15 protein-coding genes are annotated in these 13593 nt (G+C 41.9%); 2 read left to right on the top strand and 13 right to left on the bottom strand.

Features of this window, described 5'->3' with window-relative positions; translation table 11 throughout:
• Positions 1-5 precede the first annotated feature (5 nt).
• Positions 6-1517 carry a clostripain-related cysteine peptidase gene (locus tag P2W82_RS08365; protein ID WP_336515411.1) on the top strand — a complete coding sequence of 504 codons (1512 nt, stop codon included), beginning with the start codon at positions 6-8 and terminating at the stop codon, positions 1515-1517.
• A gap of 258 nt (positions 1518-1775) precedes the next feature.
• Here the strand turns inward: P2W82_RS08365 and P2W82_RS08360 are convergent, their stop codons facing one another.
• Positions 1776-3125, bottom strand: a complete 1350-nt coding sequence (locus P2W82_RS08360; protein WP_336515410.1) for a sensor histidine kinase — start codon at positions 3123-3125, stop codon at positions 1776-1778.
• 150 nt (positions 3126-3275) lie between these two features.
• On the opposite strand from P2W82_RS08360, the gene P2W82_RS08355 reads away from it, so the two are divergent.
• Positions 3276-3827 carry a YqgE/AlgH family protein gene (locus tag P2W82_RS08355; RefSeq protein ID WP_336515409.1) on the top strand — a complete coding sequence of 184 codons (552 nt, stop codon included), beginning with the start codon at positions 3276-3278 and terminating at the stop codon, positions 3825-3827.
• A 268-nt stretch (positions 3828-4095) separates the two neighbouring features.
• Here P2W82_RS08355 and P2W82_RS08350 read toward each other — a convergent pair whose 3' ends face one another.
• The 12 genes from P2W82_RS08350 to P2W82_RS08295 are packed head-to-tail and all read right to left on the bottom strand — an operon-like array spanning position 4096 to position 13567.
• Complete coding sequence (locus P2W82_RS08350; RefSeq protein WP_336515408.1) at positions 4096-4464, bottom strand: ApeI family dehydratase; 369 nt, start codon at positions 4462-4464, stop codon at positions 4096-4098.
• Complete coding sequence (gene lolB2, locus P2W82_RS08345; protein ID WP_336515407.1) at positions 4451-5095, bottom strand: flexirubin biosynthesis protein LolB2; 645 nt, start codon at positions 5093-5095, stop codon at positions 4451-4453. The genes P2W82_RS08350 and lolB2 overlap by 14 nt, the downstream gene beginning before the upstream one ends.
• Positions 5058-5693, bottom strand: coding sequence for a flexirubin biosynthesis/transport protein LolA2 (gene lolA2 / locus P2W82_RS08340; RefSeq protein ID WP_336515406.1), 636 nt, complete (start codon positions 5691-5693; stop codon positions 5058-5060). Before lolA2 ends, lolB2 begins: the two co-directional genes overlap by 38 nt.
• A complete protein-coding gene (locus tag P2W82_RS08335; protein WP_336515405.1) occupies positions 5686-6459 on the bottom strand; it encodes a polysaccharide deacetylase family protein in 774 nt (257 codons plus the stop codon). Before P2W82_RS08335 ends, lolA2 begins: the two co-directional genes overlap by 8 nt.
• Positions 6453-7484: a beta-ketoacyl synthase chain length factor gene (locus P2W82_RS08330; protein ID WP_336515404.1), complete on the bottom strand. Its 1032-nt coding sequence runs from the start codon at positions 7482-7484 to the stop codon at positions 6453-6455. The genes P2W82_RS08335 and P2W82_RS08330 overlap by 7 nt, the downstream gene beginning before the upstream one ends.
• A gap of 1 nt (position 7485) precedes the next feature.
• Complete coding sequence (locus P2W82_RS08325; protein WP_336515403.1) at positions 7486-8688, bottom strand: beta-ketoacyl-[acyl-carrier-protein] synthase family protein; 1203 nt, start codon at positions 8686-8688, stop codon at positions 7486-7488.
• The gene (locus P2W82_RS08320; RefSeq protein ID WP_336515402.1) at positions 8688-8951 is read right to left on the bottom strand and encodes a phosphopantetheine-binding protein; all 264 of its coding nucleotides are present in this window, start codon (positions 8949-8951) and stop codon (positions 8688-8690) included. The genes P2W82_RS08325 and P2W82_RS08320 overlap by 1 nt, the downstream gene beginning before the upstream one ends.
• Positions 8952-8955: 4 nt before the next feature.
• Complete coding sequence (locus P2W82_RS08315; RefSeq protein ID WP_336515401.1) at positions 8956-9570, bottom strand: beta-ketoacyl-[acyl-carrier-protein] synthase family protein; 615 nt, start codon at positions 9568-9570, stop codon at positions 8956-8958.
• A gap of 13 nt (positions 9571-9583) precedes the next feature.
• The gene (locus P2W82_RS08310) at positions 9584-10837 is read right to left on the bottom strand and encodes an NAD(P)/FAD-dependent oxidoreductase (RefSeq protein WP_336515400.1); all 1254 of its coding nucleotides are present in this window, start codon (positions 10835-10837) and stop codon (positions 9584-9586) included.
• A gap of 30 nt (positions 10838-10867) precedes the next feature.
• Positions 10868-11935, bottom strand: a complete 1068-nt coding sequence (locus P2W82_RS08305) for a methyltransferase (protein ID WP_336515399.1) — start codon at positions 11933-11935, stop codon at positions 10868-10870.
• A gap of 55 nt (positions 11936-11990) precedes the next feature.
• On the bottom strand, positions 11991-13130 hold the full coding sequence (locus tag P2W82_RS08300) for a beta-ketoacyl synthase N-terminal-like domain-containing protein (RefSeq protein ID WP_336515398.1): 1140 nt from the start codon (positions 13128-13130) through the stop codon (positions 11991-11993).
• A 14-nt stretch (positions 13131-13144) separates the two neighbouring features.
• The gene (locus P2W82_RS08295; protein WP_336515397.1) at positions 13145-13567 is read right to left on the bottom strand and encodes an acyl-CoA thioesterase; all 423 of its coding nucleotides are present in this window, start codon (positions 13565-13567) and stop codon (positions 13145-13147) included.
• Positions 13568-13593 lie beyond the last annotated feature (26 nt).

Genomic DNA, 13593 nt, shown 5'->3' with positions numbered 1-13593 from the left:
TAGTTATGAAAAAGTGGACCATCATTATACAGATCAATGCTGAGAATAATCTCATCTACGACAGCATTTCAGTAATTAACGAAATCGGCAAAGCCGATTCAAATGACCTGGTAAATTATGTTGTGCTTTTTGACGGAATGCCGGATCCAAAATTTCCAAAAGCACCTGAACACCCGGCAGTCTATCTTGTAAAAAAGGATACAGTGTACGGAGAAACGGAACCTGATTATGTATTCACTCCCGACTTCGACGATCTTGCGAATCCAAAAATACTGGCGAAAGCGCTTACCTGGATTAAAAATCAGTATCCTTCGGAAAACTATGGATTTATTTATAAAGGACATGGAGGTGCGGAGGGTACAGATATCGTTTTAGGAAAAATTTTTACCACTAAGCTGATGAAGAAGCCTGCAGGAACCGAAGAACAAATAGAAGAGGAACTTACGAGGCTTGGTGGCGACCTCCAGGATTTTGAAGGATATTCAGAATTTGATAAAAATGATAATATCATCCTTGCTATTTATACAAACAGTAATGAAGGTGAATATCTCAGTTATAAAAAACTATCTGAGACATTGGTGAAAGTATTCGGCGAAAAGGGTTTAGGCTTTGTTGGGCTGGATTGTTGCTGGGGCCAGCAGATTGAACACGCTTACAGTTTCAAAAATGCGACAAACTATTTTGTTGCATCCGTAGATGAAATGACTTCCCTTGGTTTGGGTTATCGCGATCTTGCCCAGTATCTGAACCGTCGGCCAACCATCTTACCATATGAACTGGCCAGCATGTTCGTCGCTGTGAATTATGTAAAAAATTATGCTGATTACGATTCTGAAATTCCTGAGTTCAGGGAAATGGGTGTTTCGCTTACGGCAGTTGATACGATACGACTGAATAATCTTGTGAAACTTTTTAATGATATCTGCGACCGGATGATTGAAAAAATGAATCTGCATTCGGCACATATCACAAAAGCACTGGAATGTTGTATGGATTATACGTACCAGATGGAACGCTCTATGTACAGCGTCTACAACATAGACATGGTTTGGTTCTTTGAGAATTTTCTTTTCTTCAATAAAACCGATCATAAACTCAATGATATGATCATGAGGTTTATTCACTTTCACCTGCTGTACTATATCCGTGGTTATATGGGGAATAATTATAAGGTTATTGATCCAGGCAGCGGAAAACGGGAGCTTGGCGGACGCGGTGTGTCCATTGCATTTCCGCGGACAAAGGAAGAATTTGACGATTCTATTTATTCCAAAAAAGATAAGCCGGATTTTGCCGATGACACGCATTGGATAAAAATGCTCAAAGCCTATCATAAAACGCTTCCACCCGCTCCACGAAAAGCGCGAGCACTGCGACCATTAACCAGATCCGCCGGAGAAGAAGTTGTCGCCGAAGTGATACGCGAAAAAATGCATATAGGTGAGGATAATTGTAAATGGAGAAACTTTAAGCCAGCAAAAAAGAACCTGAAAGAGGAACCACAAATGTCTCTCTGATCTAAAACAAAAAATGTGAGGGCGGCGGCGTTTCTCGTTCATCGTTGTTCGTTCATCGTTGTTCGCTGAAGAGGTGTATTTGCAGAAGTGTAGAATAGATAATCCGAAGTAAAAACCTGATGTGGAGGTCAACCAGATGCAAAGGATTTCACGCTTTGACTTTTTATATCCATGCAGACACTGCATCAAAATTCTTTTGCAGTTCAATATCCATCCGGATTTGCACAATAAACAGCAGGCCCTAAATTAGTCTGGAGATTATTCTTTACTAACGGGGAGGTCTACTGTAAATGCACTGCCGCTTCCCGGAACACTTTCGGCTTTAATCCTTCCCTGGTGTGCATCGACCATGCTCTTAACATAGCTTAAGCCCAGTCCAAACCCTTTTACGTTGTGAACATTGCCGGTATGCACGCGGTAAAACTTCTCGAATATACGGGAGAGCGCTTCTTTATTCATACCGATACCATTGTCTTCAATGCGTATGCGGATATATTTGCCCATGTCATGAGTAGATATTTTTATCACAGGCGGCACATTCTCTCTCGAATATTTTACGGCATTGTCCACCAGGTTCGAAAGCATATTCGTGATATGAACTTCGTCGCCCACGATTTCATCTGTTGAAGCACCGAGATCAAGTGTTGCCTTCCCTCCTCTGTCGTTCAATTGAAGACTGAAATTATCCTGGATTCCCTGGAGAATTTTATGAACATGCAATGGCTGAAGCTGTAACTGTATCTGTTGTTTATCCAGCAACGCAGCCTGCAGGATGGTTTCCACCTGCTTGTTCATCCTTTTGTTTTCGTCTTTGATGATATTGCTGAAATAACTCAGTTTTTCTTTATCAGCGATTACTTTATCGTTCCTGATAGCATCAACTGCGAGAGATATAGTAGCCAGAGGAGTTTTCAGTTCATGGGTCATGTTATTGATGAAGTCAGATTTGATCTCACTCAATTTTTTCTGCCGTAACAGTGTGCGAACAGTCAGGAAGAAAGCAGTGATAATAATTACGGTAAACAGAATTGCACCGCTGATCATCCATCCGAGAGATTTAAGCACAAAATCCTGCAGATCTGAAATGATGATGATGAGTTTTTCATCAGGTGAAAGGCTTTCCGTTTCAGAACCGGAATTAGAAACCAAGGGCCATATCGCTATCCAGTTATGAGCAGTATCTTCCAATGCAGCATCATAACTCTGATCAAAATTCGCCGACTGCATTTCATATCCGAATGTATTTGTACTTGAAATGATTGCGAACTCGAACTTAGTATCCTTTAAACCTTGTTTTTCGAATGCTTTGCGAAGTTTTTCCTGTATGCCTTTTACTTTATATCGCTGGGCAATGGTCGGAGCACGCATCAGGTTCAGGAGTTGATCCCTTGGCCACTCAGACATTATTTTCGGTGATATAAAAGTCGGAAATTTGCTCTTTTCCTCTACCAGTTCGTCCACCACTTCGTACATGGCTTTACTGATATGCTCATTAACCTGCTCCTTTTGGATAAGAAGTGATTTTTTGATCCACGAAACCTGGATGACAATTATGCCAACCAGCGAAAGAGAGATCAGTATGGTAATGAGTGTAAAGATTTTCTTCATCGGCCTGCAAAATAACGGGGACGCACTCAGCTTTATTCCCGGAAAATTTCTATTTAACTTAGGTTTAGGAAAACGTTAAACGTTAAACGTCCGACGCTTAACGCCTAAGATTGCTTGTAAATTAACGGATTATCCATTATCTTAGAAATAATGACGTCACCTTCTGCCGGAACTTTACTGATAGCCGAACCATTTCTGAAAGATCCCAATTTCAGCAGGACTGTCGTGCTGCTTTGCGAGCACCAGGAAGAAGGCAGTTTTGGCTTCGTGTTGAACAGAAACTATCAGCACACGCTGGATGAACTTATACCGGAATTGGTCGGAATCGATATTCCTGTACATTATGGCGGACCGGTTCAAAAAGACACGATACATTTTCTGCATCAATACCCGGAACTGATCCCTGATGGATTTGAAGTGGCTGAGGGTGTTTTCTGGGGCGGCAATTTTGAAAAGGCTATCGAAATGATCCGGGCAGAAAAGATAGACAGGAACAAGATCCGTTTTTATATCGGCTACTCGGGATGGACGGGCGGGCAGCTGGAAACAGAACTGAAAGAAAAAAGCTGGCTGGTACTACCCGCGCACCGCAATCTTGTATTTCATCGGAAACTTGATGAAATCTGGAAAGATTCGCTGAGAAATCTGGGCGGAGAATATGAAATGATGATCAATTTCCCGGTTGATCCTTCACTGAACTAGTGTCTTGTTAATAACGAATGGACGTTTATTACTCCCGGAAGTTTGTTGGTATCTCAAAGTTCTATAATTACAGCAGGAGACTGAATATTCACCTATGTGACTATGTTTTCCTTATGTGAACTATGTGGTTCAAATTTCTCCGCAATTACAGTTTTTTATTAAATCACATAGGTCAGATAGATATCATAGGCACATAGGTAGGAAATACATTTTTCGGAGTAAATGGAAATCGATCCTGTTCTGCAAATCACCATTCATGCTAAACATATCATGAATCTGCTATCCGGGCTTTCATTTTAAAAAAAACAACCTCTTCTTTTTTCAGCATTGCATCGACAATCGTTTTGCCTTCTTCAGTTTTTTTCAGTTGTATTTGTACATCAACTTCCGGATGTTGATTGGGATTAATCATGGAAAGAAACTTCATCTGAGGAATGTCATTGAATAAGAATGATCGGTTGTGAAGCTCAGTTATGATTTCTTTTACCAGCATCAGCATGCAAACTCCCGGAACCACGGGCTGCCCGGGGAAATGACCTTTGAAAATCGCATGATCTTTGTCAAAAATTATTTCTGCATTGATCTTTTCAGATTCAACCGTATGTGTTTTTATCCGGTAAAAATCATTCAATAACATCTCGCTTCATTTTATTGAGCTGTATTTTGAACTGGAACTGCTGATGTTCTATTGTAAATGAAGATGGAATTCCATCAACATCGGGAACCATTGTCGCTTTCACAACCGGTTTTCGTTTACCCATGCGCTTCATCAACTCAAGTGTTGTCGACGATTTATTTGTGAGATAAACATCATATCCTTTTGGTCTGCTAAAAATAAACCAGCGTTGTGTTTCACTCTCTCTAATCTCATACTTCCCTTGTACGAGCCGGTTCATCAATATTAATTCAAAATCCTTTTTCAGTGTTTTAATCACTGATTTTTTGTTCAACTGAGCCATGATTGACTCCACTATAAACTCACCCACTGCCGTCCAGGAAAAATCAAAATACACAGGACCCGCTTCATTGGTAAACACCACACGCATACTGCTGTCCGGCATTTTTTTGATCACAAGTATTCCACTCAGGTGTCGGCCTGTAACATCCACTTCTGTTTTGTAAAATCCAACACCAAACGCGGGCCGAAATTCTTCGAGCGCAGTAAATGAAGAATCAGCCGTTGCAGAAAGATGCTGAAATGGCGTTCTGCAGGAAGGGAAAGCAAAAATGCTACCTGACAGCAAAAAGATGATCAGGAATTTTTGCATTCAGTTGTTTATTTAGAAAACGAATTTTTGTCTGATCCCCACGAAGTTCATTCATTTCAACCGTCTGCACTGCATAATCCGATTTATCAATGATCACCACAATGTTTTTGAAAAGCTCTTTCATATTCTTTGCCACGGGTGTCATTTCCACCAGCCAACCGGATTTATTTTCGAAAACCTTTGTAATAAAATCCGGATTCGAAAACACTGTACCCTGAACACAATCCACGGTAATCCTGTTTACCTGCTGAATTAATTTCCCTGACGAAGAAGATACCTTTGTTTCCTTCACTCCATCTTTGATCAGTATTTCACCCTGATTCATTACCAACAGGTATTGAAATGGTTGCTGGTATTCCATTCTCACTTTATTTTCCCGCTTAAACCAGAACTTACCTTTTGAATTGATTTTTTCGCTCAGCAGGCTTAAGGTTTTCTCCTGTGTAAAATCACTCTGGATGCTTTCGGTTTTTTTTGAGTTCGAACTGAATTGCTCTTTAAATGCTGCCGGATCCGGCACAGCAGTGTAACCAGAATACTGCGCATACAGTACGGTGGAGAAAAAACAAAAAGTTGTAGTTACAATTATGTTACGCATAAGGTTTCAGATTAAGAAGCTGATCGATCCTGACTACTTCGTATCCGCGGTTTTTTATTTCCTGGAAAAATTCCGGAAGAATTTCTGCCATTGTCAGGCTCGTATCATGAAACAGAATTACAGCTCCCGGGCGAAGTGATGACTTCAGTTTGCTGAGCAATTTATTTCGATCGTTTATTACAGTATCCATGGACCGGATGCTCCATCCAACTGCGGTATAACGTCCATATTCAACCGCTTTTCGGATATTCGGATTCGTTACACCATATGGCGGACGAAATAGTTTTGGTTGCACCCCTATTATCTTTTTTATCTCATCATCTGCAGCAGAGAGATCCAGATTCATGTTTTCCGCAGATTTCATTGAAAACCAGAAATCGTGCGAAAAGCTGTGATTGCCAACCAGGTGCCCGGCATCAGTAATTGCTTTGAGTATTTTTTCTCTCCCTCCTATCTTTTTACCGATGCAAAAAAATATAGCGGGAAAATGAAATTCTTTCAGTGTACTAAGTATCCTTGGTGTATAGTGTTCATCGGGGCCATCATCAAAACTGATGGCAATTTTTTTATCGTTTGTTTTTGCAGAACAAACCACCGGCAGATAAAATTGTGAGTCGATGCGATAACTCCCAAAAAAAAGAACCGTAAGATAAATGAGTGCAGCAATACCGATAGGCCATACCGGCCATGCCAACAATATTTTAGCCAGCAAAAGCACAGCTATAATAACTGTAAAAAGAATAGTGGTATTGCGAAACTTCAGCATGCACTGAGAAGGATTAATGAATGATGCGTGCCTTTATAATGATTCCAGATGAGAATTTTCTTTGGTGAGCCTTTAGCATTTTCTGATATCAGCAATGAAGCGTACCAAAGTGCAAATGAAATCGCTGTAGGATATTCACCGCAATAGTTCTTGAAAGTCCGCATAGGAATTCCTCCGAACAATTTCTCCTGAAGAGCATCATAAATTGCATCGCCTTTGTTGTCGCCATTGTGTCCTGACAAAATAAGGTCAACGTTTTTTATATCTGTATCCGAAGATTTTAAAAAATCTATGATAAATTTTTCCGTCTCACCAGCATCAACAGGTTTGTACAACGAAGCGAAATCATCTATGCATGAAATTGACTGATCATTTTTTTCTCCTGAAATCACAAAGAAAGCGGAGCCTTCACCTGCAATCGTTCCTGTCGTTCCGGAACCGATCAGCTTATCGCCCACTTCTTCATTTTTCTTGTATATATCGAAGCGCGAAAGAATGTCGTAGCTGTAACTGGTGATTTCATCAGCAGCACCAACAAGTATTTTCTGCCGGGGATTTTCTTCCAGTAGCAAGGCTGCATCGAGTAGTGCTGATTCAAATGAAAAAGCACGATGAACAAAGGTGTTATTGTAATTATGGCATTTCAATAACAAAGCGATCTGCGCAGCGACTGTATTATGCGTGGATTGTATAAAAGCAGTTGGCGATAACATTTCCTCACCTTGCTCCACCATCCGCTGTATAAACACGCCCGTATCCTCAAGACATCCATATGCAGTACCGGTGATGATTGCGTCAGGCATTTCAAGTTTAGCTGTTTGCAGACTTTTCTTTGCTGCTGCCACCCCCATTCTTATGATCCTGCTCATTCTTCGGATCAGTTTCGGATCTATCCATTCCCTGTATTCCGGTTCGACAACATCAAACCTGTTGGATTCCGGTTTACGGATTTGTGCCGGAAAGCCCTCGTCCGTAAAACCAGGCTGAGGTGAAATTGCCGATGATGAATGTATGTACAGTTTCATATCAGCTTTTTGAAAAAACGAGTGAAGAACAATTGCCTCCGAAGCCAAAAGAATTTGACATTACATGTTTCAAACCTTTTCCCTTCAACAATTCTGTAACAGGTTTGAAGGGAAGTCCTGTAATGGCTGTTTCAAACCGAAGATTGGGAAATATCAAATCGTTCTGGAGTGCCAGTACAGAGAAAACGGCTTCGATGCCACCGCTTGCACCGAGGGTATGGCCAGTAAATGATTTTGTGGAACTCATCGGAGGAAAAACAGGATCAAACAATCTTTTTACAGCTGTTCCTTCCGCGATGTCGTTATTCTGCGTACCGGTGCCATGAAGGTTTATATAACTGATATCGGCTGGCTTTAATCTGCTCATTTCAAGCGCGAATTTCATTGCAAAATAAGAACCCGCGCCATCCGGTGACGAAGCCGTCTGGTGATAAGCATCATTTGCATTTGCATACCCGCTCAGACTGATCGTTGGTTTTGTTTTTAATGTATTTGCGATTTTTTCTGACACCATTACTACATAACCCGCACCTTCCCCCAGGTTCAGACCTTTCCTGTTTTCATCAAAGGGCCTGCAAAACTTATCATCCAGGATCATCAGTGTATTGAAACCATTCAGTGTAAATCGCGTGAGCGCATCAGCACCACCAGCAATCACTACATCCAATCTATTTTGTTTGATCAGTCTTGCTCCGAAAAAGATCGCGTTTGCAGAAGAGGAGCAGGCGGTACTGATTGTGCTGATAAAATCTTTCACACCTAAAAGATCTGCTACGATTTCTGTAACTGACCCGCATTCATGATGCACTACATTGCGCAGATGTCCTTTTGAATGGTCAGCGAGAAATGGTTTAAAAAAGTTTTCCGTTTTATCCATTCCTCCAACCGTGTTCGCAGAAATAAAACCGATGCGCAAACCGGATTTCAGATCAATTCCGGATTTATCAACCGCTTCTTTAGCGGCAATTGCAGACAAGAGTGCGGTGCGTGGGATATGTTCGTTCAATCCGCAGATCGATGCGAGTTCCGCATTGGAAAATTTGACTTCAGCGACGGGCAGCTTTCCTTTATGCGAACTTTCGAGCCAGTGCATGGTATCCATTCCTGCAACTCCGTTTTCGAGGGATTGCAGAGAGGTTTCTGTATCCTTTCCAATGGATGAAATGGTACCTGTAGAAGCAATAAAAACAGGTGCGCTATTCATCAGGCATTACTGGGCTGGTGAGTGGTGATGTATTCAGCCATAGTACGCACAGAGCGGAATACTTTTGGTCCGTCTTCAGCATTTGAAATCTTGATCTTATAATGTTGCTGTAGCAACACAATCAATTCAAGCGCATCGATAGAATCCAATCCAAGTCCTTCTACGAACAGTGGCTGGTCATCTCCGATATCTTCGGGTTTTACATCCTGCAGGTTCAACTGCTCTATGATCTGCTTTTTCAGATCCGACATTAATTTCTCCATCTCCTTACTGATAAATTTGATTCATAATAGCTGGTGTAAAACCTACCGCGCCAGCATTCGGTGTTTTCTCCACCAGAAATAAAGCCGCGTCCAGCTGTTTACCAAGGGTTTCCACCCATCCGCAAATACAAGCCTGCAAGTTATCATTATTCAGCAGGCCGCTGACATATTGTTGAATAAAACCGGCATTGAAATGATCGAAAATAAAAAAGGCATTTTCTCCTTTCAAGCGATGCCTGATGCTGATTTCGCCAGCGACAATATTGGGTAAAGTATAAACGAACAAAGCCGGGCTCGCAATATCTTTTACGGTATCGTAATACCGGATATCAGTATCCAGGCTCGCATTGGCATTGGAAAGTACGATACCTACTTTGTCTGCAGGATAATTTTTGTACCTGAACTCCGGCCCGAGCAGAATCTCAGTCGCCAGCCAACCCAGCTTTGAAAGCTGATCCATCTTATAAAATTTAGGATAGGCCGGCAGAAGATGTTCATAAATTTCTGCAAGGATAGAAGAGGGATCTTCCGAACCTGCTTTAAAATACAACTCACCGTTACGCATTACTATCCCGTTTTTGACAGTAACACTGGCATTGATATAAAGATCGCTTGACAACCTATTAATTTCTTTAGGATGTTTTTTTCTCCATCATATCCCTGTACTCAATTTTGCGCGCAAGTACCTGTAATGCCTGGATATGGTTTTTAACATAAGGATTGGTAGTATCCCACACATATCCGGCCAAAACAGAACAGATCATATTTTTTATCTCGGGCACCTGCTTTTCGGCAAAGAAAATAGTGTCCAGTGTTCCATCATACCAGGAAGTAACATAGGAACGGAAAGTATTAACCCCCTGCATGACGGGTTCCATATATTCTTTTTCCCAGTTCACATTTTCGCCTTTCAGTTTTTTAATCACCAGGTGCGCAGCATTCTGGCTTGAAATAGTTGCGAGGGTAACACCGGACGAAAAAATGGGATCAAGGAATTCGGTAACATTCCCTGTCAGCACGAATCCGTTTCCATAAAATTTGTCCGTTGTAGAAGACCATGATTCCAGTACGCGTGGTGAAAAAACCAGTTCCACATCCCTGAATCGTTCAGCGAGGTAAGGTTCTGATTCAATTAATGCACGATACACCTGCTCATCATTTCCATCGAATGTTTTGAAGAAATCCGGAGTTCCGACAAATCCCAATGAAGTAATGCCCGTGGAAAATGGAATCACCCAAACCCAAACACCTGGTTTATGTGTTACGATGGTGATTCGGTTAGGTTCATCGGACATTGATCTTTTCTTGTCGACGGTGTGTGCAAACAATGCTTTTCTTGGAGGCAACGTGGAAGGACGATCAAGATTGAACAGACGAGGGATGACGCGACCATATCCACTGCCATCAACAATAAACCTGGCGGTGATCTCTGCTGTCGAGCCATCGGTATACTGGACCGTTGTAACAGAACTTTCATCATCGAAAAAACGTATACCCGTTACCGTGGTTTCGTAAGACACTGGTATTCCCATTTTTTCGCATTCATCTGCAAGCGTCTTATCAAACTCGGCGCGAGGTACCTGCCATGTCCAGTTCCATCCAGGGGTGTACTGGTCAGCAAAGAAATAATCGCAGATCTTTCCATTCTTCACAAACTTTGCCCCGAATTTTTGCTGGAAACCTTTTGATTTAACAGCGTCAAGAAATCCTGCTTCATCCAAAGCTTCCATACATTTTGGCAAAAGACTTTCACCTATAACGAATCGTGGAAATTTCATTTTCTCAACAACGGCAACGGAAAATCCTGCCTTGTTGATGATAGACGCAGCAACGGTTCCGGAAGGACCAGCACCAATGACAAGCACATCTACACTAATCTGTTTCATACTTATGATAATTAAAAAATGGTTGTTAACTTATTTTTTTCTGCAGGTTAAAAGCGTTTGACTGAGGCCGATTCCGTTGACTTGTTTTTCGATAGTGAACCCGGCCTCATCTACACACTTCAGGAATATGGCTGCGCTGTACATCTGGCTGTTGCCGTTTGCAAGCGCAGTAAAATATAATGAAGTCTGATGAAGACAAAAAGCTGCCACTTCAAATCGCTGAAGATCCCAGAACGGTTCCAGTATGAAAAGTTTTCCTTTTTCATCAAGTGCTGCATGTGCTCTTTTCAGAATGGATACTATTTCAGCTTCTGAAAAACAATCCAGGAACTGACTCATCCAGATCGCTTCATATCCGGTGGGAAATTTCACCGTTTCATCGAGAATATTTACCGCCTTAAAGCTTACACGATCTTCCAGGCCCATCTCTGCTATTTTCTTTTTTGCAACATTCAACTGACCAGGAAGATCCATGATGGTTACTTCAATATCATCTCTGAATCCGGTCGATGCAACGGCCCATTTGCCTGTATTACCACCAACATCCAGCAGTTTTCTTACACCTGTTCCGTAAACATGCCTGAGTACCAGTGGAAATGCATCATCTGAAAAAAAGTGATCAAAACTAAACCAGCTTTTTTGTACATGTGGCGGAAGACTGGAGAGTCCTTCATAAATCGTTGGCCAGTTGCCGAGTTCTTTCAGCCCTTCTGGTTTACCGTTTTCTATGCTTTTATCAAGATAATACATCCCCTTGTAATTGACGTCATGTACAAAATCCATGTTTGTACGGGTCAGGGGATCGTGAAGAATAAAATATCCGGTTTTTGTAAGTGTATATATTCCGTCGTTTACAATCACGAGCCCGATACTCAAACCGGATTCCAGCAACACACGAACGCCATAGGTTGACAGTTTAAGTTGTTCTGTAATCTGTTCAATGGTTACACCATCGGTTCCGCTTTCTTCGATCATCTGCAGAATGCCGCTGTTCCTGAGTACTCGTGCGGCCTGGAAAATCATTGGTCCAAAAGCAATCCATTGAGCCTGTTCTTTTGCCTCGAAAGCAGTCTTTCTGTCTTTACTGAAAAAATTCATGAATCAGTTGCCTTGTTTATGTATCAGTTTTGAAATAGGTAATGAGATTTTATATTCAGCGACTAAGCGTAATAGCTGCGTTGCAGCCACCAAAGCCAGATGCCGTTTTAAGGCTATGTGTAATAGATGCGGTTCGCAATTTATTCGAAATGTTCAAAGGCATTGACACACCGGATTCTTCAAAACCGGGTGTGGGAACTATTAATCCTTCGAGCATGCTTTGTTTTGTAATGATGGTTTCAATGATTCCAGCTGCCCCAAGTGTATGACCGAAATATCCTTTCAGGCTGTTGACCGGGACATCCTGCAAATTAGCCAAACTAATCGCTTTGGCTTCCATTTCATCATTATAAATCGTAGCAGTTCCATGAGCAGAAATGAACTCGATTTCGGAAGATTTCAAACCAGCTTCATCCAGTGCGCTATTGATGGCAAGAAAAAGTTCCTCCCCTGTTCTTGAAGGCCCGGAGATGTGATTGGCATCGTTTCTGACGGAGCCGCCGCTGATCCTGATGTTGCCTTCGTATTTATCATTACCGGATAAGATAATTGTTGCTGCTCCTTCACCAAGGTTAATGCCTTTTCTCGCCGCATCGAACGGCCGGCAAACAGTATCGCTTAATGCCTGGAAAGACTGGAAACCGGAGAATATGAATGATGTGATTTCATCTGCGCCTGCAACAACTACCGTTTCATAACTATCTGATTCAATCAATCTTTTCGCAGTGATGATCGCTAGTAATCCGGAAATACATGCGTTTGAGATCACCAGCGGTTGATGTTGAAATTGAAAATGCGCAGCGATCTTTTTTGCAGATGCAACGAGACTGATTGCGTCTGCTTTCGCGATCTGATCGCCACCCGACTCCAGCATACTGATATTCCCTTTCGTTGAAGAAATAATCAGCAAAGTTTTTTCTTCTTTAGGATCGACATTTCCGGACCGAAGCGCATCCTGAACCGAAAGCGTCAACAGATTTTCAAAACGGGAAAATCCCTTAACTGAATCCGGAAAATGTTTTCCGTTCCTTCCCTCTCCTATCAATGAAGCAACAAATGGAGTTTTACTTATAGAAATGTCTTCGTGTGTGCGCACACCGGAGCCGCCACCAATGATCGTTTCAAAATTTTCCCTGGTTGTAGATCCTGCGGGAGAATAAATATTATCTGCAACGATAAACGCCCCTTTCCTCATGCTGATATTCCTGTTTAAAGTCCTTTTTCTTTTTTCCAGCTTTCAAAAAAAGGAGGGTTTGTCAATTGAAGAAGGTTATCCTCGCGGCGCAGAAAAACCTGCACAGAATACCCGGTAGCAACCAGGTCCTTAGTCACAGCGTTGAATAAACGATACTCAAATCTGAGTCGCGCCGCTTCGCTGGGCACATATATTGTTTCCACCAATACTTTCTCGCCGTACCGTAATGATTTTTTAAAATCACAGTGCACACTCACCACCGGGATCACAAACCCTTTGTCATATACATCGAGATATCCCAATCCGTTGGCCAGACCAAAGGATTCGCGGCCATCTTCAAAATAGCGGATATAATGGCCATGCCACACAATGCCTAAAGGGTCCGCTTCATTGAAACGGACCAATACTTCAATAGTGTGTTTTAGTTGATCAGGCATATCTAAGTACGGAAATAACAGCAGTT

Origin of the sequence: Pollutibacter soli (genome assembly GCA_029269725.1) — a bacterium.
In the GTDB taxonomy this organism is placed as follows: domain Bacteria; phylum Bacteroidota; class Bacteroidia; order Chitinophagales; family Chitinophagaceae; genus Pollutibacter; species Pollutibacter soli.
Note: the sequence above shows the minus strand (reverse complement) of the source record. Positions and strands in the feature narration are given on the sequence as shown.

Coding starts and splice junctions, on each gene's coding strand:
- P2W82_RS08355 (WP_336515409.1), top strand. CDS start 3,276: ATGACGTCACCTTCTGCCGGAACTTTACTGATAGCCGAACCATTTCTG.
- P2W82_RS08330 (WP_336515404.1), bottom strand. CDS start 7,484: ATGAAACTGTACATACATTCATCATCGGCAATTTCACCTCAGCCTGGT.
- lolB2 (WP_336515407.1), bottom strand. CDS start 5,095: ATGCAAAAATTCCTGATCATCTTTTTGCTGTCAGGTAGCATTTTTGCT.
- P2W82_RS08325 (WP_336515403.1), bottom strand. CDS start 8,688: ATGAATAGCGCACCTGTTTTTATTGCTTCTACAGGTACCATTTCATCC.
- P2W82_RS08335 (WP_336515405.1), bottom strand. CDS start 6,459: ATGCTGAAGTTTCGCAATACCACTATTCTTTTTACAGTTATTATAGCT.
- P2W82_RS08310 (WP_336515400.1), bottom strand. CDS start 10,837: ATGAAACAGATTAGTGTAGATGTGCTTGTCATTGGTGCTGGTCCTTCC.
- P2W82_RS08320 (WP_336515402.1), bottom strand. CDS start 8,951: ATGGAGAAATTAATGTCGGATCTGAAAAAGCAGATCATAGAGCAGTTG.
- P2W82_RS08300 (WP_336515398.1), bottom strand. CDS start 13,130: ATGAGGAAAGGGGCGTTTATCGTTGCAGATAATATTTATTCTCCCGCA.
- P2W82_RS08305 (WP_336515399.1), bottom strand. CDS start 11,935: ATGAATTTTTTCAGTAAAGACAGAAAGACTGCTTTCGAGGCAAAAGAA.
- lolA2 (WP_336515406.1), bottom strand. CDS start 5,693: ATGCGTAACATAATTGTAACTACAACTTTTTGTTTTTTCTCCACCGTA.
- P2W82_RS08350 (WP_336515408.1), bottom strand. CDS start 4,464: ATGTTATTGAATGATTTTTACCGGATAAAAACACATACGGTTGAATCT.
- P2W82_RS08295 (WP_336515397.1), bottom strand. CDS start 13,567: ATGCCTGATCAACTAAAACACACTATTGAAGTATTGGTCCGTTTCAAT.
- P2W82_RS08365 (WP_336515411.1), top strand. CDS start 6: ATGAAAAAGTGGACCATCATTATACAGATCAATGCTGAGAATAATCTC.
- P2W82_RS08360 (WP_336515410.1), bottom strand. CDS start 3,125: ATGAAGAAAATCTTTACACTCATTACCATACTGATCTCTCTTTCGCTG.